At 73.1% G+C, this 21,295-nt stretch carries 1 protein-coding gene; it reads right to left on the reverse strand.

The features are described from left to right. Positions 1-21,267, reverse strand: coding sequence for a type I polyketide synthase (locus LWF15_RS18595; protein ID WP_232812111.1), 21,267 nt, complete (start codon positions 21,265-21,267; stop codon positions 1-3). Between the last annotated feature and the right edge of the window lie 28 nt (positions 21,268-21,295).

Below are 21,295 nucleotides of genomic sequence, written 5' to 3' on the forward strand. Positions count from 1 at the left end.
TCAGAACTGGTCGTCGACGCCGCGGGCCATCCGGATCAGGTCGGCCACGTCCATCTCCTCGATGCTCACGGCCTCCTCCTGCGGCTCGGCCCGCTCGGCGGCCGGCTCGGCCAGCTCGAGGATGGACTGCAGCAACCCGGCACTGCGCAGCAGGCCGATCGGCACATTGGCCAGCACGGCCCGCACCTCGGCCTCCTCGGCGTCCTGCGGGGTCACCTCGGCCGCGTCCGGAACCAGTTCCGAGCGCAGGTACTTCGCCACCGCCAGGGGCGTGGGGTAGTCGAAGACCAGCGTGGCCGGAAGCTGCCGGGCCAGCGCGATCGAGAGCCGGTTGCGCAGCTCGACCGCGGTCAGCGAGTCGAAACCGAGGTCGGAGAACGAGGCCCCGGCCTCCACCGCGTCCGGTGACTCGTGGCCGAGTACCGCCGCGACCTCGCCCCGCACCCGGTCGGTGAGGAACCGCTCCTGCTCCAGCGGGGTCTGCTCGGACAGCAGCTGCAGCAGCTCGGCGATGGCGTTGGTGTCCGGTCCGGCGCTGGCCGGGACCAGGGCGTGCACGTCGGTCAGCTCGCGCATCATCGGCACCTGGGTCAGGTCACCCAGCTGCTGGGCGATCTGGATCCAGTCGACGTCCATCACCCCGAAGTCGCCCGCGGTGGTCTGGTCCTCGGTCAGGATCTGGCCCATCACCCGCAGCGCCGGTTCCGGCTCCATCGCCTTCAGCGGGCCCCGGCTGACCCGGTTGCGCACGGTGGCGTCGGCCTCGGCCATACCGCCACCGGCCCAGACGCCCCAGGCCAGTGAGGTCGCGACCTCGCCCCGCAGGCGCCGCTTCTCGGCCAGCGCGTCGAGGAAGGTGTTGGCCGCCGCGTAGTTGCCCTGACCGCCACCGCCGAAGATGGCCGTGGCCGAGGAGAACAGCACGAAGGCCGACAGGTCGCTGGTGAGCTCGTCCAGGTGCACCGCCCCGGCGGCCTTGGGGGCCAGCACCCCACCCAGCCGCTCCGGCGTCATCCGGTCCAGCACGCCGTCGTCATTGACGCCGGCCGTGTGCATCACCCCGGTCAGGGCCGGGCCGTGCTCGCCCATCCAGCCCAGCAGCGCCTGCACGTGCTCGCGCTGCGCCACGTCACCGGCCAGAACCTGCACGGTCGAGCCGCTTTCGGCCACCTTCGCGGCCAACTCGGCCACGCCCCGCGCTCGCGCTCCGGACCGGCTCCACAACGTCACCTGCGCGGTGTTCTGCTCAGCGAGCCACTGCGCCACCTGCATGCCGATCGCCCCGGTACCGCCGGTGACCAGCACCGTGCCCTTGGCAAAGGCCTCTCCCACGGGCGTTTCGGTCAGTTCGGCGGCCTTGAGACCGGCAGCCCGCCGGGCCCGCACCAGCCGCCGTCCATTGATACCTGTCGAACGGATCGCCACCGCATCCTCGGGCACCGCCCGCGCCAGCACCGCGGTCAGCCGGGCACCGGCCCGCTCGTCCAGGCTTGCGGGCAGGTCGATCAGGCCGCCCCAGCGGTCCGGGTGTTCCATCGCGGTGACCCGCCCCAGACCCCAGATCTGCGCCTGGGCAGGACTGATCGGCACCTCGTCGGTCTTGGCGGCGGCGCCGCCCCGGGTGAGCAGCCACAGCGGGGAGCTGCTGCGCCCGTCGCCGAGCGCCTGGATCAGGCCCACGGTGGCGGCCAGACCGGTCGAGACCTCCGGGTTCTCGGTCAGCGGGCTTTCGTTCAGAGCAAGGAACGAGAGAACGCCGGCCACACCTGCGAGGGCAGTCTTCAGGTCCGCGGGTGGCTGGGACTGTTCGGTCCCGGCGCCGTCGAGCATCCCGGCGCCTGCGTCATCGGTGTTGACAGAACCGTTCAGGCTCCCGTTCGCAGCCAGGACCTCGTCCGGGAGAAGCTGGGTGGTCGCCTCGGTCAGGACCCTTGCGACCAGAGCACCGAGCCCTTCCCGGGTGATCTCACCGTCCGGGACCTCGGCGATCACCGGCTCGGCCCCACGGGCGCTCAGCGCCCGGGCGGCCTCGTCGGCGTCGGCGCGGTGCGCGGCGTTGGTGACCAGCAGCCAGGTCCCGCTCAAGGCAGCCGGTTCCGGGTCGGCCACCGGGCTCCAGGCGATGCGGTAGCGCCAGTCGGCCACCGCCATCTCTTCCCGGTCGCGCTGACGCCAGCCGGCCAGCATCGGCAGGACCTCGCTGAACGGCCGGTCGCCGTCCAGGTCGAGCGCGCCGGACAGGCCGGCCAGGTCGCCGGACTCCACCGCGGCCCAGAACTGGGCCTCGGCCTCGGTCCCGCTGCCCGCGGTGACCGGCGCACCCGAGGGAACGCCCGGCTCGGCCCAGAAGTGCTTGCGGGAGAAGGCGTAGGTGGGCAGGTCGACCTTCTTGCCCCGCGGCAGGATCGCCGTCCAGTCCACGGTCACACCGCGCACGTGAGCGCGGGCCAGCGCGTTCAGCACCGAAGCGCCGGCCGCGGTCTTGGGACGCAGCAGGGGCACGAAGTCAGCCGCGGCGGGCGCCCCGGACTCGTCCGTGGGCAGGGCGTTCTGACCCAGGGCCGACAGAGTCCCGTCCGGGCCGATCTCGATGAACGTGGTCACGCCCAGGTCGGCCATGGCCTGCACCGAGTCGGCGAACCGCACGGCCTGACGCGCCTGCTCGGCCCAGTAGCCCGGCTCCGGCGCGCTCACCAGCTCGCCCGGCAGCGCCCCGACCCAGGCAACCCGAGGCGCGTTGTGGGCCAGGCCGGAGGCGACCGCGGAGAGCTCGTCCAGCACCGGATCCATCCGGGCCGAGTGGAAGGCGTGACTGACGCGCAGGCGGCGCGTGCGTCGTCCTTCGTTCTGCCAGTGCGCAACCACCTGCTCGACCGCAGCCTCGTCGCCGGAGACCACCACCGCCGTGGGGCCGTTCACCGCGCCGATCGAGACACCGTCGGTCAGGGTGGGCAGCACCTCGTCCTCGGTCGCCTCGACCGCCGCCATCGCGCCGCCGGTGGGCAGGGCCTGCATCAGACGGGCGCGGTTGGCGATCAGGCGGCAGGCGTCCTCGAGGGTGAGCACCCCGGCCGCGTGGGCGGCGGCGATCTCACCGACCGAGTGACCGGCCACCACGTCCGGCGTGACCCCTGCCGCGGCGAGCATGGCCACCAGGCTGACCTCGACCGCGAAGAGACCGGTCTGGGCGTACAGCGTCTGGTCGGCCAGGCCTTCCCGGTCGGCGTTCTCGTCACCGGACGTGGCATCTGCGAGCACCACGTCCCGGACGGGCAGACCCAGTTCGGTCTCCAGCATGGCGACCACCCGGTCGAACGTCTCGGCGAAGACCGGCGACGCGGCGTACAGCTCACGCCCCATCCCGGCCTTCTGCGCCCCCTGCCCGGCGAACAGGAAACCGACCCGCGGCACGGTGCCCGCCGGAATGGAACCCGTCACCACCGAACCGGTCGAGGTGCCGGCGCTCAGGCTGCGCGCACCGGCCACCGGATCGGCGCCCAGCACCACCGCGCGGTGCTCGAACTGCGAACGCGTGGTCACCAGCGACCAGGCCACGTCGGCCAGATCCACGCCGGCCGCGACTGCATCGGCGGCCCGGTCGACACCGGCGGAACCGGCGGCGAACTCGGCCAGCCGACCCGCCTGCGCCGCGAGCGCCGGGGCCGAGCGCGCCGAGACCACCCAGGCAACCGGGGCTTCGTGCAGCAGGCGGGGACGCTCGTCCTCGATCTCGTTCGGCACCTCCACTGCGACGGGGGCCTCTTCGACGATCACGTGCGCGTTCGTCCCGCTGATCCCGAAGGCCGAGACGCCCGCCCGGCGCGGCTGACCGTTGCGCGGCCAGGGCCTGGCCTCGGTCAGGATCCGCGCGTCGCCGTCGCTCCAGTCCACGTGCGGGCTGGGCTCTTCGGCGTGCAGGGTCCTGGGCAGCAGCTGGTGGTTCAGGGCCAGCACCATCTTGATCACACCGGCCACACCCGCGGCGGCGCCGGTGTGGGCGATGTTCGACTTCACCGAGCCCAGCCACACCGGGCGGCCTTCGGGGCGGTCCTGGCCGTAGGTGGCCAGCAGGGCCTGGGCCTCGATCGGGTCACCCAGAACCGTTCCGGTGCCGTGTGCCTCGACCGCGTCCACGTCGGCCGGGCGCAGTCCGGCACTGGCTAGCGCGGTGCGGATCACCCGCTGCTGGGCCGGGCCGTTGGGGGCGGTGATGCCGTTGCTGGCGCCGTCCTGGTTGACCGCGCTGCCAGCGATCACGGCGAGTACCTGACGGCCGTTGCGCTGGGCGTCCGAAAGCCTCTCCAGCAGGAGAATTCCGGCGCCCTCACCCCAGCCGGTGCCGTCCGCGTCGGCGCCGAACGCCTTGCAGCGTCCGTCCGAGGCCAGCCCGCCCTGCCGGGAGAAGTCGCTGAACAGGCCGGTGTTGAACATGACGGTGGCGCCACCGGCCAGGGCCAGCGTGCACTCCCCCGCCCGCAGGGCCTGGGCGGCCAGGTGCAGGGCGACCAGCGACGAGGAGCAGGCGGTGTCCACGGTGACCGCCGGGCCCTCCAGGCCGAGCGTGTACGACACCCGTCCGGAGATCACGCTTCCTGAGGTGCCGGTCATGCCGTAGCTGTCGGAACCGATGCCGTACCAGGACGATCCGTAGCCACCGGCGAAGACCCCGGTGTTGCTGCCGCGCAGCGTCGCCGGGTCGATCCCGGCCCGCTCCAGGGCCTCCCAGGAGGTCTCCAGCAGCAGGCGCTGCTGCGGGTCCATCCCGAGCGCCTCGCGCGGGCTGATCCCGAAGAAGCCCGGGTCGAACTCCGGTGCCTCGTAGAGGAACCCGCCCTGCATGGTGGTCGAGGACCGGGCAGTGTCGGCGTCGGCGTCGTAGATGCCCTCGGTGTCCCAGCCGCGGTCGGTCGGGAAACCGGCGATCGCGTCGGTGCCTGAGCGCAGCAGTTCCCAGAAGCGTTCGGGGGTGTTGGCCCCGCCCGGGAAGCGGCAGCCGATGCCGACGATGGCGATCGGCTCGTCGGTGAACACCGCCCCCCGCACGGCCTCGGCAGCTGCCGGGGCCGGGCGGGCGCTGAGCTCGGCCCGGATGTGCGCGGCCAGCACGGCCGGCGCCGGGTAGTCGAAGACCAGCGTGGCGGGCAGCTTCAGGCCGGTGGCCATGGCCAGGCGGTTGCGCAGCTCGACGGCGGTGAGCGAGTCGAAGCCCACCTCGCGGAAGGCCCGGCCGGGCTCCATCAGGTCGGTCGGGGCGTGCCCGAGCACGGCCGCGGCGTGGGTGCGCACCAGGTCGGTGAGCATCCGGTCGGCCTCCAGCGGCGAGAGCCCGGCCAGCTGGGCCTGCAACGCCTGGGCGGCCGCGCTGGTCCCCTTGGCGCCGCCCACCGGCCGGTCGGTGCCGCCCGAGAGCACCCGCAGCAGCGGCGGGACCAGGGCGTTGGTGCCGGCCTGGGCGACCTGCGAGCGCAGCGCGGTGACGTTCAGGCGGGCCGGGACGAGCACGGCCTCGTCGCGGGCCAGGGCCACGTCGAGCAGGGCCAGGCCCTCCTCGGCGGTCAGCGCGGTGACGCCGCCGCGGGACATCCGCTCTCGGTCGCCGTCGCTCAGGTGGCTGGTCAGGCCGCTGGCGTCGGCCCACAGGCCCCAGGCCAGGGAGACGGCGGGGCGCCCGGTGCTGCGGCGGTGGGCGGCCAGGGCGTCGAGGAAGGCGTTGCCCGCTGCGTAGTTGCCCTGCCCGGCCGAGCCGAAGGTGGCCGCGGCCGAGGAGAAGAGCGCGAAGATGCGCAGGTCGAGACCGGCCGTGAGGCGGTGCAGGGTCCAGGCCGCGTCGACCTTGGGCCGCATCACCGTGTCGATCCGCTCGGGGGTGAGCGAGCCGATCACGCCGTCGTCGAGCACGCCGGCGGTGTGGACGACGCCGATCAGGGGAGCCTGCCCCGGGTCGGTGGCGACGGCGGCCAGGAGTCCGGAGGTGGTGTCGGGGTCGGTGACGTCGCAGGTGACGATGCGGGCGTCGACGCCCGTCAGGGCGATGCTCGCGGCCAGAGCAGCAGCGCCGGAGGCCGAAGGCCCGCGGCGGCTGACCAGGAGCAGGTGGGCCGCGCGGTGGGTGGCGGCGAGGTGCTGGGCGACCAGGGCCGCCAGGGTGCCGGTGCCACCGGTGATCAGGATCGTGCCGGTGGCCTCCCCAGCCGCGAGCACAGCGGTTGACCCAGCCGGACGGATCAAGCGGCGGCCGTAGGCGTGACCGTCGCGGACCGCCAGTTCCGGCTCGCTCGTGCTGAGCGCGGCGGCCAGGGTGGCGACGTCCAGGTCCGGATCAGCCTGCTCCGCAGAACCGGAAAGGTCGGCCAGCACGATCCGGTCCGGGTTCTCGGACTGGGCCGAGCGCACCAGACCCCACACCGAGGCGGCGGGCAGGTCGGCGACCGGGTCGCCCTCGTGCACCGCGACCGCGCCCCGGCTGACCAGGACCAGGCGGGACTCCTCAAAGCCCTCCAGCGCCAGCCACTGCTGCAGCAGGAGCAGCACGTTGCCGGCCGTCTCGCGGGCGGCCTGCGGCGTGCCGTCACCCAGGCGTCCGTCGAGCTCGTCAGGGGTCTCGACGACCGCGAGCACCACCTCCGGGGCCTTCTGGCCCTCGGTGGCAGCGACCAGGCGGGTCAGATCGCTGTGCGCGTCCACGTCCACACCGGCCGCGGCCAGCCCACTGACCAGGTTGATCGAGTCGGTCCCGAGCACGCTCCAGCGCCCCGCCGAGGCCGCGACGGGGATCCGTACCGGCGCCCAGTCCAGTGCGAACAGGGCATCGTGCAGGCGGGCCGCGCCGGAGTGCAGACTGGCGGCCGGGATCGGGCGCAGGGTCAGCGATTCCACCGACAGCACCGCGGTGCCGTTGGCGTCGGCCGCGACCAGGCTCAGTGCACCGCTGTGGGTGCGCGACAGCCGGGCCCGCAGCGTGGTGGCGCCCGGGGTGTGCACGGTGAAGCCGTTCCAGGCCGAGGCCAGCAGCAGGTCGGAGTGACCGGCGGTGGGCCAACCCTCACCGGCGACCGACAGCACCTCCAGCAGGGCCGCGGTCAGCGCCGGGTGCACACCGAACATGGCCGCCGTGGTGTCCTCGCCCAGCGAGACCTCGGCCAGGATGTCCTGCCCGTCCCGCCAGGCGCCCTTCAGCAGGCCCTCGGCCGTGCCCAGCAGAGGAACCGCGGAGGCGGGCGGCCAGGCCCCGGAGCTCACCGGCTTGACCGCCGCGTGCACCTCCGGGCTGTCGGGCTCCAGCACACCGCTGGCGTGCCGGGTCCAGGCGACCTCGGAACGAGCTCGCCGGGCGCGGATCTCGACCGAACGACGTCCACTGTCTTCCGGTCGGCCGAGCTGCACCTGTACCTGCAGCTGCTCACCGGCCGGGAGCACGATCGGCTCGGTGACGGTCAGCTCCGCGATCCGCGGGCAGCCGACCTGGAACCCGGCCACCACAGCCAGTTCCGCGAGCACGGTCGCCGAGGTTCCCGCAGTGACGTCCACGTTCAGCCAGGGCTGCTCGTTCAGTGCCAGGCGGCCGGTGACCACCAGGCCCTCGTCGTCGGCCAGCTCGACCGCCGCGCCGAGCAGCGGGTGCGGCACCGGGTCGAGGCCGGCCGAGGTGACGTCGGTGGCCGGGCCGCCGCTGCCGAGATACCAGAAGTGCTCGTGCTGGAAGGCGTAGGTGGGCAGGGCGATCTGGCGGGCCTGCGGCAGCACGCTCGGCCAGTCCACCCGCACGCCCTGGGTGTGCACGGCGGCCAGCGCGGCGAGCAGGTTCTGCGGGCCACCCTCGTCGCGACGCAGCGTCCCGGTGATCACCGCACCTTCGGCGATCGCCTCGACCGAGGTGGTCAGCACCGGGTGCGGGGAGCTCTCGATCCATACGTTGTGGCCGCCGTCGGCCAGGAACTGCACGGCGTCGGCGAAGCGGACCCGGTTGCGCAGGCTGGCGTACCAGTACCCGGCGTCGGCCTCGGTGCCCTCGATGGTCTCGCCGGTCATCGACGAGACCAGCGGCGTCTGCCCGGCCATCGGAGTGACCGGGGCCAGCAGCGTCAGGATCTCCTCGCGCAGCTCCTCCACCTGGGGGCCGTGCGAGGCGTAGTCGACCGGCAGGATGCGCGCCCGGCCACCCTCGGCCTCCACCTGCGCGGCCAGGCCTTCCAGCAGCGCCGGTTCCCCGGAGACCACCGTGGTGTTCGGCCCGTTCACCGCCGCCACCGTCACCCCCGCCTGGTCGGCGATCCGCGCCTCCACCGTCGCCACCGGCTCGGCAATGGCCAGCATCCCGCCACGGCCCGACAGCGCCGTCAACGTCTGACTGCGCAGGGCCACGACCCGGGCGGCGTCCTCCAGCGAAAGAATGCCCGCCACCACGGCGGCCGCGATCTCACCCTGCGAGTGCCCGACCACGGCGTCCGGGTACACGCCCGAGGCCTTCCAGACCTCGGCCAGCGAGACCATGACCGCCCACAGCGCGGGCTGGACCACATCGACCCGCTGCAGGGCCTCCTCGTCAGCCAGAACCTCGTCGAGCGACCAGTCCACGAAAGGCGCCAGCGCGGCGCTGCACTCGGCCAGGCGAGCTGCGAACACCGGCGAAGCAGCGGCCAGCGCGCGGCCCATGCCGAGCCACTGCGAACCCTGGCCCGGGAAGACGAACACGGTGCGCCCGCCGCCCCCACCGGCCGGGATCACCCCGGACACAGCCTGGTCCGAAGGCTCACCACTGCTCACCGCGGCCAGGCCGGCCAGGATCTCGGCGCGGGTTGAGCCCAGCACAACTGCCCGGTGCTCGAACGTGGAACGGGTGGTGGCCAGCGACCAGGCCAGTTCGGCGGGGGTGGCCTGCGGGGAATTATGGACGAATGTTGCCAGTCGGTCGGCCTGGTCACCGAGGCCGGTGGTCGAGCGGGAGGAGACCAGCAGGGCCGAACCTTCGGCGAGCACGTGCGGTTTCGGGTCGGCGGGGGCTGGGCGGTCCTGGGCCGGGGCCTCTTCGATGATGACGTGGGCGTTGGTGCCGCTGATCCCGAACGACGAGACCGCGGCGCGGCGGACCTTGCCCTCGGCCGGTTTCCAGGGCCGTTCCTCGGCCAGCAGAGCCACCGTGCCTGCGCTCCAGTCCACGTAGGGCGCGGGCTGGTCGGCGTGCAGGCTGCGCGGCAGCAGGTTGTGCTGCAGGGCGAGCACCATCTTCATCACCCCGGCGGCACCGGCCGCGCTCTGGGTGTGGGCCAGGTTCGACTTGACCGAGCCCAGCCACAGCGGGTCGTCGGCGGCGCGGTCGCGGCCGTAGGTGGCCATCAGGGCCTGAGCCTCGATCGGGTCGCCCAGGGTGGTGCCGGTGCCGTGCGCCTCGACCACGTCGATGTCGTCGGCGTTCAGCCGGGCGTTGGCCAGGGCGGCCCGGATCACCCGCTGCTGCGAGGGCCCGTTCGGCGCGGTCAGACCGTTCGAGGCGCCGTCCTGGTTGATCGCACTGCCGCGCATCACCGCCAGCACCTGGTGACCGTTGCGGCGGGCATCCGAAAGCCGCTCCAGCAGGATCATTCCCGCGCCCTCGGCCATACCCATGCCGTCGGCCTCGGCCGAGAACGCCTTGCACTTGCCGTCGGCGGCCAGACCGCGCTGGCGGGAGAAGCCGACCAGCGCACCGGGGGTGGCCATCACCGTCACGCCACCGGCCAGGGCCAGCGAGCACTCCCCCGCCCGCAGCGCCTGGGCGGCCAGGTGCATGGCCACCAGCGCCGAGGAGCAGGCCGTGTCCACCGTGACGGCCGGCCCCTCGAGGCCGAAGGTGTAGGCCACCCGGCCGGAGATGATGCTGGTCGAGGCGCCGGTCATCAGGTGCCCCTCGGCCCCGCCGCCGCCCCCGGTCGAGCCGTAGTGCCAGGACGAGCCACCGGCGAACACACCGGTCTGCGAGCCGCGCAGGCTCACCGGGTCGATCCCGGCGCGCTCCAGCGCCTCCCAGCTGACCTCCAGCAGCAGCCGCTGCTGCGGGTCCATCGCCTGCGCCTCACGCGGGCTGATCCCGAAGAAGCCCGGGTCGAAAAGTCCGGCGTCGTGCAGGAACCCGCCGGAGGCGGTGTAGAAGGTGCCGGGCTTGTCCGGGTCCGGGTCGAACAGCGCGTCCAGGTTCCAGCCGCGGTCGGTGGGCAGGCCGGTGATCGCGTCGCGGCCCTCGGCCAGCAGCTCCCACAGGCCCTCCTGGTCGTGGATGCCGCCCGGGAAGCGGCAGCCCATGCCCACGATCGCGATCGGCTCGGCCGGATCCGCACTCACCGCAACGCTTTGCGAGGCTGCGCCGTCGACCAGCACCCCAAGCAGCTCGGAGCCCAGGTGCGCGGCCAGCACGGCGGTCGAGGGGTAGTCGAAGACCAGCGTGGCCGGCAGGCGCAGACCGGTGGCCTCGTTCAGACGGTTGCGTAGCTCCACCGCGGTCAGCGAGTCGAAACCCAGGTCGCTGAAGGCGCGGCCGGGCTCGATCGCGCTGCCCGAACCGTGCCCGAGCACGGCCGCGACGTGGTCACGCACGAGCTGGACCAGACGGCGTTCGCGCTCGGCCACCGGCATCCGGGAGAGCTGGTCGCGCAGCGCCGTGGCCGTGGCACCGGTGTTGGCGGCAGTGGCGACGCCCCGCCGGGTCGGCGCCAGCGCCTGCAGCAGCGACGGCAGCGCCCCGCCCTGGGCCGCGACCGCGCGCAGCCCGGCCACGTCGAGCCGGAACGGCACCAGCAGGGCCTCGTCCCGGGCCAGAGCGTGGTCGAGCACCACCAGGCCCTCGTCGGCCGACAGTTCGTTCGTACCGCTGCCGGTGGCCCGGGCCAGCAGACCCTGGTTCAGGTTGCGGCCAATGCCCTCGCTCGCCACCCAGGCACCCCAGGCCAGCGACAGACCAGGCAGCCCGGCTGCCCGGCGGTGGGCGGCGAGCGCGTCGAGGAACGCGTTGCCGGCCGCGTAGTTGCCCTGCCCGGCGCTACCGAAAGAGGCTGCCGCGGAGGAGAACATGACGAACAGGTCGAGCCCGAGCCCGGCGGTGAGCTCGTGCAGGATCCAGGCGGCGTCGGTCTTGGGCCGCATCACGGCCCCGACCTTGGCCGGGGTGAGCGAGCCGATCAGCCCGTCGTCGACGATGCCTGCGGTGTGCACGACCCCGGTGAGCGGGTGCCGGGCCGGAAGGGCGCGGAGAAGATTACGGACGACGGTCCGCTCGGTGACGTCGGCAGCGACCACCTGTACATCGGCCCCGGCTTCGGCGATCGCGGCGGCACGCTCGGCGACCTTGGCCGCGGCCGGGCCGGAGCGGCTGACCAGGAGCAGGTGGGCGGCCCGGCCGGTGGCGGCCAGGTGACGCGCGGTGAGACCGGCCAGGGTGCCGGTACCACCGGTGATCAGCACCGCGCCCGGGGTCTTGGTGGCCTCAGGGGTGCTCTCGTCCTCGGCCCCGGTGAACGAACGCACGAGGCGGCGGCCCAGGATCTGCCCGTCGCGGAAGGCGATCTCCGGCTCGGGGGTGGCCAGGGCGCTCGCCAGCAGAGAAGCCAATGGACGCTCGGGGGCACCGATGTTGTCGGTCTCGGCGGTGCCGGTCTCGGTGGGGAGGTCGAGCAGCACGAAGCGGCCCGGGTTCTCCATCTGCGCCGAGCGCACCAGACCCCAGACCGCGGCCGCGGCCAAATCGGTAACCATCTCGGCCGGCGAAGCCGCCACCGCGCCCCGGGTCACCACGACCAGGCGGGCGTCTTCCGGGCCGCGATCCAGCCAGTCCTGCAGCAGCGTCAGGGTGGAGGCCGCCAGTTCACGCGCGGCCGGTCCCTGGTTCGCGTCGGTGCTCCCCAGGCCGACCAGGACCACCGGCGGCAGTTCCACATCGGCGAGCGCGTCGATGCTCGGGTAACCAACCACGTCGGTGCCGAGCCCACCCAGGCCCAGGACGTCGTCCCCAAGCAGACCGCAACGGGCCACCGGCGCGCTCGAGACGGCCACCGGCGTCCATTCGACCCCGAACATCACCTCGCGCAGCAGGTGCTGCGGCCCCGAAGGGGTGGCCACCGAGACCGGGCGCAACACCAGCGAGCCCACCGAGACCACCGGCGAGCCGGCCGCGTCGACGGCGAGCAACTGCACCGCGCCGGTGCTGTCACGACGCAGCCGGGCCCGCAGCGCCGTGGCTCCCGCGGCGTACAGCGAAACGTCGGACCAGACGAACGGCATCCGCGGTCCCTGCGCGGCATCTTCCGGGTTCGCCACCCAGATCGCCTGCAGCGCAGCGTCCAGCACGGCCGGGTGAAGACCGAACATGCCGGTGCTGCCGGTGTTCTCGCTGGGCAGGGTCACTTCGGCAAAGACATCGTCGCCCCGCCGGAACACGGCGTCCAGGCCCTGGAACGCCGGGCCCAGCCCCTGTCCGGCCGCGGCCATGGCCTCGTACAGGCCGTCCACGCTGATCGGGGACGCGTCGAGCGGCGGCCAGATCGCCAGATCACCGGCGTCCGGAGCGGTTGAGACGGGACCGACGCGCCCACTGGCGTGCCGCATCCAACCCTCACCCGCGCCGAGGCGAGCGAAGATCTCGACGGCGCGCAGGCCGTCCTCTGTTGGGCCACTGACCGTGACCTGGATCTGGATCTCGCCCTCGGCCGGAAGCACCAGGGGTGCCGCCAGAGTGAGCTCGTCGATCCGGGTGCACTCGACCAGATGGCCCGCCACGACGGCCAGTTCGACGAAACCGGTGCCGGGGAAGAAGGCCGTGCCGCCGACGGTGTGGTCGGCCAGCCACGGCTGGGCACTGATCGCCAGGCGGCCGGTGAGCACCAGCCCGTCGCCCTCGGCCAGCTCGACCGCGGCACTCAGCAGGGGGTGGCCGACCGTGTTCAGACCGGCCGAGCGCAGGTCGGCCACGTGGCCGACGCCGCTGGGCCAGAACCGCCGGTGCTCGAAAGCGTAGGTGGGCAGGGCGATCCGGCGGCCCCGGGGCAGCACGGAGGCCCAGTCGATCTCGACGCCACGCACGTGCAGCTCGGCCAGCGAGGCCAGCATCCGCCGAGCGCCGCCCTCGTCGCGGCGCAGCGTGCCCGCGACGATCGGTTCCTTGGCGCCGCCGACCGCTTCGAGCGTCTCCGCGACCGCATTGGTCAGCACCGGGTGCGCCGAGACCTCGACGAACACGCCGTACCCGTCGCGCCGCAGCACCTGCACGGCCCGGTCGAACTGGACCGAGGCGCGCAGGCTGGCGAACCAGTAGCCGGCGTCGGCCTCGGGCCCGGTCAGCGGCTGGCCGGTCATCGCCGAGATCATCGGCAGACGGGCCGGCTGGGGGTTCAGGCCCTGCAGAAGCTCGAGCACGCGCTCGCGGATGCTGTCGACCTGGGCGTTGTGCGAGGCGTAGTCCACCGGCAGCATGCGGGCCCGGCCGCCGTCGGCCTCCACCGCCGTCATCAGGGCTTCGAGCAGCGCCGGGTCGCCGGAGACGACCGTGGCGTTGGGCCCGTTCACCGCGGCGATGCTCAGGCCACCGGCCCGGCCATTGGTCGCATTGAGCCCGGCCAGCCCCAGCGCCTCGATCCGCGTCTGCACCGCCTCGGCGGGCTCGGCGATCGAGAGCATTCCGCCCCGCCCGGACAGCGCGGTCAGCGCCTGGCTGCGCAGGGCCACGACCTTGGCGGCGTCTTCCAGCGACAGGATCCCGGCCACCACCGCGGCCGCGATCTCACCCTGGCTGTGCCCGACCACGGCGTCCGGTTCGACCCCGGCGGCCTGCCACACGGCAGCCAGCGAGACGTTCAGCGCCCACAGCGCGGGCTGCACCACGTCGACCCGGTCCAGGCTGGGCGCCCCCTCGGCTCCGGCCAGGACCTCGGCCAATGACCAGTCCACATGAGGGCTGAGCGCGGCCTCGCACTCGGCCAGGCGAGCGGCGAAGACCGGGCTGGCGGCGGCCAGCTCCCGTCCCATGCCGGCCCACTGCGAGCCCTGACCAGGGAAGACGAACACGATCGGGTCAGTGCCGGCGGCGGTTCCGGTGACCAGCGCAGCCCCCGGTTCGCCGGCTTCCAGGGCGGCGAGCCCGGTGAGCAGTTCGTCACGGGTGGAGCCAAGCACCACGGAACGGTTCTCGAAGGTAGCCCGGGCGGTGGCCAGCGACCAGGCCACGTCTTCCGGAGCAGCCTCACCGACCCAGGCGGCCAGGCGGGCGGCCTGGGCGGAGCGGGCGAGCGGGGAGCGACCGGAGACCAGCCAGGCCGTCACGTTCTCGCCCTCGCCGTTCAGCACAGACGGCTGCTTCGGCTCGGAAGTCTTGGGAGTCTGGGCGGCCTCGGGAGCAGGAGGTGCCTCGGCCAGGATCAGGTGCGCGTTGGTACCACTGATCCCGAACGACGAGACACCCGCTCGCCGCGGACGTCCATCGTTGGTGGGTTCCCAGACGACCGGCTGGGTGAGCAGCCGCACATCACCGGCCGACCAGTCGATGTGGGTGCTGGGCTCGTCGGCGTGCAGGGTGACCGGGAGCTGGGCGTGCTGCAGGGCCAGCACCATCTTCAGTACCCCGGCGACACCGGCGGCCTGCTGGGCGTGGCCAATGTTCGACTTGACCGACCCCAGCCACAGCGGACGGTTCTCGGGCCGGCTCTCGCCGTAGGTGGCCAGCAGTGCCTGAGCCTCGATCGGGTCGCCCAGCGAGGTGCCGGTGCCGTGCGCCTCGACCACGTCCACGTCGTTCGGCCCCAGCCCGGCCTGGGCCAGGGCGGCCCGGATCACCCGCTGCTGCGAGGGACCGTTCGGCGCGGTCAGGCCGTTCGAGGCGCCGTCCTGGTTCATCGCGCTGCCCTCGATCACCGCGAGCACCGCGTGACCGTTGCGACGAGCGTCCGAAAGCCTTTCCAGCACGACCATTCCGGAGCCCTCGCCGAGACCCATGCCGTCGGCCTGGGCGGAGAAGGCCTTGGAACGGCCGTCGGCCGCGAGTGCTTTCTGCTGGGAAAAGCTGAGGAACTCGGCCGCGTCGACCATCACCATCACGCCGCCGGCCAGGGCCAGGTCGCTCTCACCGGTGCGCAGCGAGGCCGCGGCCAGGTGCAGGGCGACCAGGGAGGCCGAGCAGGCGGTGTCGACCGTGACCGCCGGGCCTTCCAGGCCCAGGGTGTAGGAGACGCGGCCGGAGATGACGCTGGGCACGTTGCCGGTGAGCAGGTGCCCCTCGGCGCCGTCAGCACCGGCCACGCCGAGCGCGGAGTAGCCCGAAGCGGCCGCACCGACGAACACGCCGGTGCTGGAGCCCCGCAGCGCATCCGGGTTGATCCCCGCGTGCTCCAGTGCTTCCCAGGAAGTTTCGAGCAGCAACCGCTGCTGCGGGTCCATGGCCAGCGCCTCGCGCGGGCTGATCCGGAAGAAGCCGGGATCGAAATCACCGGCCCGCTCGATGAACCCGCCCTCGTCGGCGTAGGACGTGCCCAGGCTCTGCGGGTCGGCACTGAACAGCGTCGGGTCCCAGCCGCGGTCACCGGGGAAGCGGCTGATCGTGTCGGTGCCCTCGGACAGCATCCGCCACATCGCCTCGGGCGAGTCCACCCCGCCCGGGAAGCGGCAGCCCAGGCCCACGATCGCGATCGGATCGTCGCTCAGCGCGCTGATGTTCGAGGCGCTGCGGGCGCTCTGCTCGCCGGTGAGCTCCCCGACAATATGCTTGCTCAGGGCCTTCGGCGTGGGGTGGTCGAACACCAGGGTGGCCGAGAGCTTCAGCCCGGTCGCCTGGTTCAGCCGGTTGCGCAGCTCGACCGCAGTGAGCGAGTCGAAACCGAGCTCAGTAAAAGCCCGTTCCGGGTCAATGGCGTCGGGCGAGGCGTGCCCGAGCACCGCAGCAACGTGGGTGCGCACCAACTGGCCCGCAGCCCGCTCGCGCTCAGCCGGTCGCAGCCCGGCCAGCTGCTGACGCAGAGCCCCGGAACTACCACCGGTGTTGACGGCGGTAGCCACACCAGCGCGCACCGGAGCGAGTTCGTGCAGCAACGCCGGCAGTACCCCGCCCCGCGCAGCCACGGCCCGCAGCGCACCGACATCGAGCCGGAACGGGACGAGGTGGGCCTCGTCGCGGGTCAGAGCTTCGTCGAGGAGGTCCAGGCCTTCCTCGGTGCTCAGCTCGCCGGTGTTGTTGGCGCGGTTCAGCAGGTTCTGGCTGAGGTGCTTGCCAATACCCTCGCCGGCCATCCAGGAGCCCCAGGCCAGCGCCTGCCCAGCCAGGCCGTTGGCCCGGCGGTGGGCGGCGAGCCCGTCGAGGAACGTGTTGGCGGCGGTGTAATTGCCCTGGCCCGGCCCACCGAAGGTGGCTGCGGCGGAGGAGAAAAGGACGAAGTAGTCGAGTTCGCGGTCAGCGGTGAGTTCGTGGAGGATCGAGGCCGCATCGGCTTTAGGACGCATGACCGCACCAAGGCGGTCAGCGGTGAGTGAGCTGATGATGCCGTCGTCGACGATGCCCGCGGTGTGCATGACGCCGCGCAGCTCTTCGATGCTCGCGACGACCTGCCCCATGGCTGCGCGATCGGTGACGTCGGCCGCCACGATCCGCACCTCCGCCCCGGCCTCGGCGATGCCCGCGGCCAGCGTGGCCGCAGAGTCAGCCCGGGCGCCCGAGCGGCTGACCAGGACGAGACGGTCGGCCTGGCCGGTGACGGCCAGGTGCCGGGCGGTGATGCCGGCCAGCACGCCGGTACCCCCGGTGACCAGGAACGTGCCGCCGGTGCGCGGGCGCGTGTCGGCGTTGTCGGCCGCGTTCGAGGCAGCACGAACCAGCCGGCGGGCGTAGGCCTGGGTGCCGCGGACGGCGAGTTCCGGCTCGGTGGTGCCGAGCGCGGCGAACAGAGTGGAGGCGGAGGCGCCGGCCGGAAGGTCGGCGAGCACGAAGCGGCCGGGGTTCTCGGCCTGGGCCGAGCGCACCAGGCCCCAGACGGCAGAGGCACCCACACTGAGGACGTCCTCACCGGCTTCGGCGGCAACGGCCCCTTGGGTGAGGATCACCAGGCGGCTGTCCTCGAAGGCTTCGGCGGCGAGCCACTGCTGGGCGAGTTCAAGGGCCTGGGTGGCGAGTGCGTGGGCCGCGGCGGCCTGGTCCTGGTCGGCGGAGACGAGGGGGGCCACGACGACCGCGGGAACAACCGCAGCCGCCGGAGCCGCCGCGTTCGCCGAGGCCGGGACGCCGGCGTTCAGCCCCGGCGCCGTCTGCGAAACCCGGCCGGACTCGGCAGCAGCAGCGCCAGGACCAGCCACACCCGAACGAGCCCCACCGGCGGCACCGCTACCGGAACCGGCCACACCCGTGTTGCCCGCAGCCGCATCAGCTACACCTGTGGCACCCGTACCTGCGTCGGCCCCACCGGAGCCAGCTATGTGCACAGCAGCCGCACCGGCACCCGCGGCACTCACACCAGAGTCAGCCACGCCCGCGGCAGCCGACAGCGCGGTGAGGTCCGCGTGCGCGGCCACTTCAACACCCGCAGCGGCCAACGCACCCACAAGCTCAGCGCCCTCAGTGCCGAGCACGGCCCACGGATCGGTGGGGGTCTCGCCGCCGGTGACGGGCTTCCACTCAACTGCGAAGAGCGTATCCCGCAGCACCGACAGTTCGGCGGCGAGCGAGACCGGGCCCAGGGTGAGGCCACCGATCGAGACCACGGGTGTGCCGGCGGTGTCGACGGCCAGGAGAGAGACCACACCGGCGGCGTCCACGCGCAGGCGGGCGTGCAGGACCGTCGCGCCCGCGGCGTAGAGGCAGACCTCGTCCCAGCGCAGCGGCATGAGCGGGGCGTCGGCGGGGCGGGCGAGGCGCACGGCCTGAAGCGCGGCGTCGAGCACGGCGGGGTGAAGCCCGAAGACGCCGCCGAGCGCGGCGGCGGACTCGGGCAGGCGGACCTCGGCGAAGACGTCCTCGCCCCGGCGCCAGACCGCGTCCAGGCCCTGGAACGACTCGCCCAGTTCCTGGCCCACGGCGGCGAGCGACTCGTACAGGCCGTCGACGGGCACGGCCTCGGCGTCGGCGGGGGGCCAGATGGCCAGGTCGGCGGCCGAGGGCGGGGCAGTGACCGGGCGGACCTGGCCCGTGGCGTGGCGGGTCCAGTCGTTCTGGTCGAGCGCCGGGTCCATGGTCCGGGCGAAGATCTCGAGCGTACGGACACCATTCTCGCTGTTGTCGCCTGCCGCTCCCACGGTCACCTGGACCTGGACGTCGTCGGTGAGGACCAGCGGGGCCTCGACGTCGAGCGAGTCGATCCGGGTGCAGCCGACCAGGTGCCCGGCCACGGCGGCGAGCTCGATCAGGCCGGTGCCCGGGAAGACCGGGGTGCCGTTGATCGTGTGCTCGGCGAGCCAGGGCTGGGTGGCGATGGAGAGGCGTCCGGTGAGGATGACGCCGTCGCCGTCGGCCAGTTCGACCGCGGCGCCGAGCAGAGGGTGGCCGACGGGGTTGAGCCCGGCGGCGCGCACGTCGCCCAGGCCACCGGCCAGGGAGGCGGGCCAGAAGCGCTGGTGCTGGAAGGCATAGGTGGGCAGATCGATGTGACGGCCGGCGGGGAGCACGGCCGACCAGTCGACCTTGACCCCGCGCACGTGGAAGCCGGCCATCGAGGCGATCAGCCGCTCGGAGCCGCCGTCCTCACGGCGCAGGGTTCCTCCGACCACCGCCGAGGCGATACCCGCGTGCTCCAGCGTGTCGGTGACCGCAGCGGTGAGCACTGGGTGCGGCGAGACCTCGACGAAGACGCCGTACCCGTCCCGACCGAGGCGCTCGACGCCACGGGAGAACTGGACGGTGGCACGCAGGCTGTCGTACCAGTACTGGGCGCCCGCCTCGAGACCGTCGAGGTACTCCCCCGTCATCGCCGACATCATCGGCACCCGGCTGGCCTGAGGAGTCACACCCTCCAGCGCGGCCAGCACCTCGTCGCGGATCGACTCCACCTGCGGACCGTGCGGCGCGTAGTCCATCGGCACGAAACGGGCTCGGACACCGTCCCTCTCGCACTCCTCGGCGAGCGCCTGCAGCGAGGCCACCGGCCCGGAGACCACGGTGGCGTTCGGCCCGTTCAGCACCGCGACCGCAACGCCCTCGAACGATCCGCGCGAAAGCCGCGCCTGCACGTCCTCCAGCGTGGCCGCAATCGACAGCACACCGCCCTTGCCCGCCAGGCCGGCCTTCATGACCTGACCGCGGCGGGCGACCACCCGGGCGCCGTCTTCCAGCGACAGCACCCCGGCCACGCAGGCGGCGGCGATCTCGCCCTGGCTGTGCCCGAGCACGGCGTCCGGCGTCACCCCGGCGGCCTCCCAGACCGCCGCGAGCGAGACCATCACGGCCCACAGCGCCGGGTGGACCACGTCCAAACGGGAAAGCTGTTCCTCGTCGCCGAGAACCTCGAAAAGGTCCCAATCCACGTGCGGGGCCAGGGCCGCGCGGCACTCGTCCATGCGTGCTGCGAAAACGGGGCTGGTGAGGAGCATCTCGCGGCCCATGCCGACCCACTGGCCGCCCTGGCCGGGGAAGACGAACACGGTGCGGCCGGTGTCCCCGCCGACCGGGACGTTGCCGCGTAGCACGTTGGCCGCGTCGGCGCCCTCAGCCAGCGCGCTCAGCCCGGCGGCGAGGTCGCCGGTGACGACGGCGCGGTGCTCGAAGTGCGAACGGGCGGTGGCCAGGGTCCGGGCCACATCAGCGGCCCCGATCTCGGGCCGTTCGGCCAGAAAGCCTGCGAGACGGCCAGCCTGGTCGGCCAGTGCGGGCTCGGTGCGGCCCGAGACCAGCCAGGCGGGAACGGTCGAGCTCAGCACCGGCAGCGGTTCGTCCGTGTCCGTCGCCTCGGCCGGGATCTCGGCCGGCGCCTCCTCCACGATCAGGTGGGCGTTCGTTCCGCTGATCCCGAATGCCGAGACACCGGCCCGACGAACGTGTTCCGCCTCGGGGTCCCACGAGCGTGCGTCGGTGAGCAGTTCGACCTCACCGACCGACCAGTCCACGCGAGGTGTCGGCTCGTCCACGTGCAGGGTGCGCGGCATCTGCCCGTGCCGCAGCGCCAGGACCATCTTCATCAGCCCGGCCGCGCCCGCAGCGGCGCCGGTGTGACCCAGGTTGGACTTGACCGAGCCGAGCCACAGCGGCTTTTCGGCCGCGCGGTCCCGGCCGTAGGTGGAAAGGATGGCCTGGGCCTCGATCGGGTCGCCGAGAACCGTGCCGGTGCCGTGTGCCTCGACCACGTCCACGTCGGCCGGGGAGAGCCGGGCACTGTCCAGGGCGGCCCGGATGACCCGCTGCTGCGAGGGGCCGTTCGGGGCCGAGAGGCCGTTGGAGGCGCCGTCCTGGTTCACCGCGCTGCCGGAGATCACCGCGAGCACCGGGTGACCATTGCGGCGGGCGTCCGAAAGCTTCTCCAGCAGGAACATTCCGGCGCCCTCGCTCCAGCCGATGCCGTCGGCCGAACCGGAGAACGCCTTGCACCGACCGTCGGCGGCGAGCCCGCCCTGCTGGGCGAAGTCGGCGAACGAGTCGGGGGTGGCCAGCACGGTCACCGCGCCGGCCAGGGCCATGCTGCACTCCTGCGCGCGCAGCGCCTGGCAGGCCAGGTGCAGCGCGACGAGCGCGGACGAGCAGGCGGTGTCGACCGTGACGGCCGGGCCCTCGAGGCCGAGCGTGTAGGCGATCCGGCCGGAGATGACGGCGGTGAGGCCACCGGTGAGCATGTAGCCCTCGGTGCCCTCGGTGCCGGCCACGCTGAAGCCGTAACCGGAGTTGGTGCCGCCCGCGAAAACGCCCGTGCGGCTGCCCTTCAGGGCGGCCGGGTCGATCCCGGCCTGCTCCAGGGTCTCCCAGGTGACCTCCAGCAGCATCCGCTGCTGGGGGTCCATGGCCAGCGCCTCGCGCGGGCTGATGCCGAAGAACGCCGGGTCGAACTGCGGTGCCTCCTCGACGAAACCACCGGTCTGCACGTAGTTCGTGCCGGCCGCGGCGACCACGGCCTCCCAGCCACGGTCGGTCGGGAACGGCGAGATCGCGTCACCCCCGCCGGAGACCAGGTCCCACAGCTGCTCGGGGTTGCGGACCCCGCCGGGGAACCGGCAGCCCATCCCGACGATCGCGATCGGCTCCCAGGTGGCCTCGACCTGCTCGGTCAGCTGCCGGTTGCGGCGGCGCAGCCGGTCGGTCTCCTTCACGGAGGCCCGCAGCGCGTCGAGAACCTTGTCCTCGGGCTTGGTCATCAGGAGACACTCCAGTCGTTGCCCGGTC

Origin of the sequence: Kineosporia rhizophila, from assembly GCF_021277265.1 — a bacterium.
In the GTDB taxonomy this organism is placed as follows: domain Bacteria; phylum Actinomycetota; class Actinomycetes; order Actinomycetales; family Kineosporiaceae; genus Kineosporia; species Kineosporia rhizophila.

Excerpts from the sequence above, each read along its gene's own strand:
- LWF15_RS18595 (WP_232812111.1), bottom strand. The coding sequence starts at position 21,267 with ATGACCAAGCCCGAGGACAAGGTTCTCGACGCGCTGCGGGCCTCCGTG.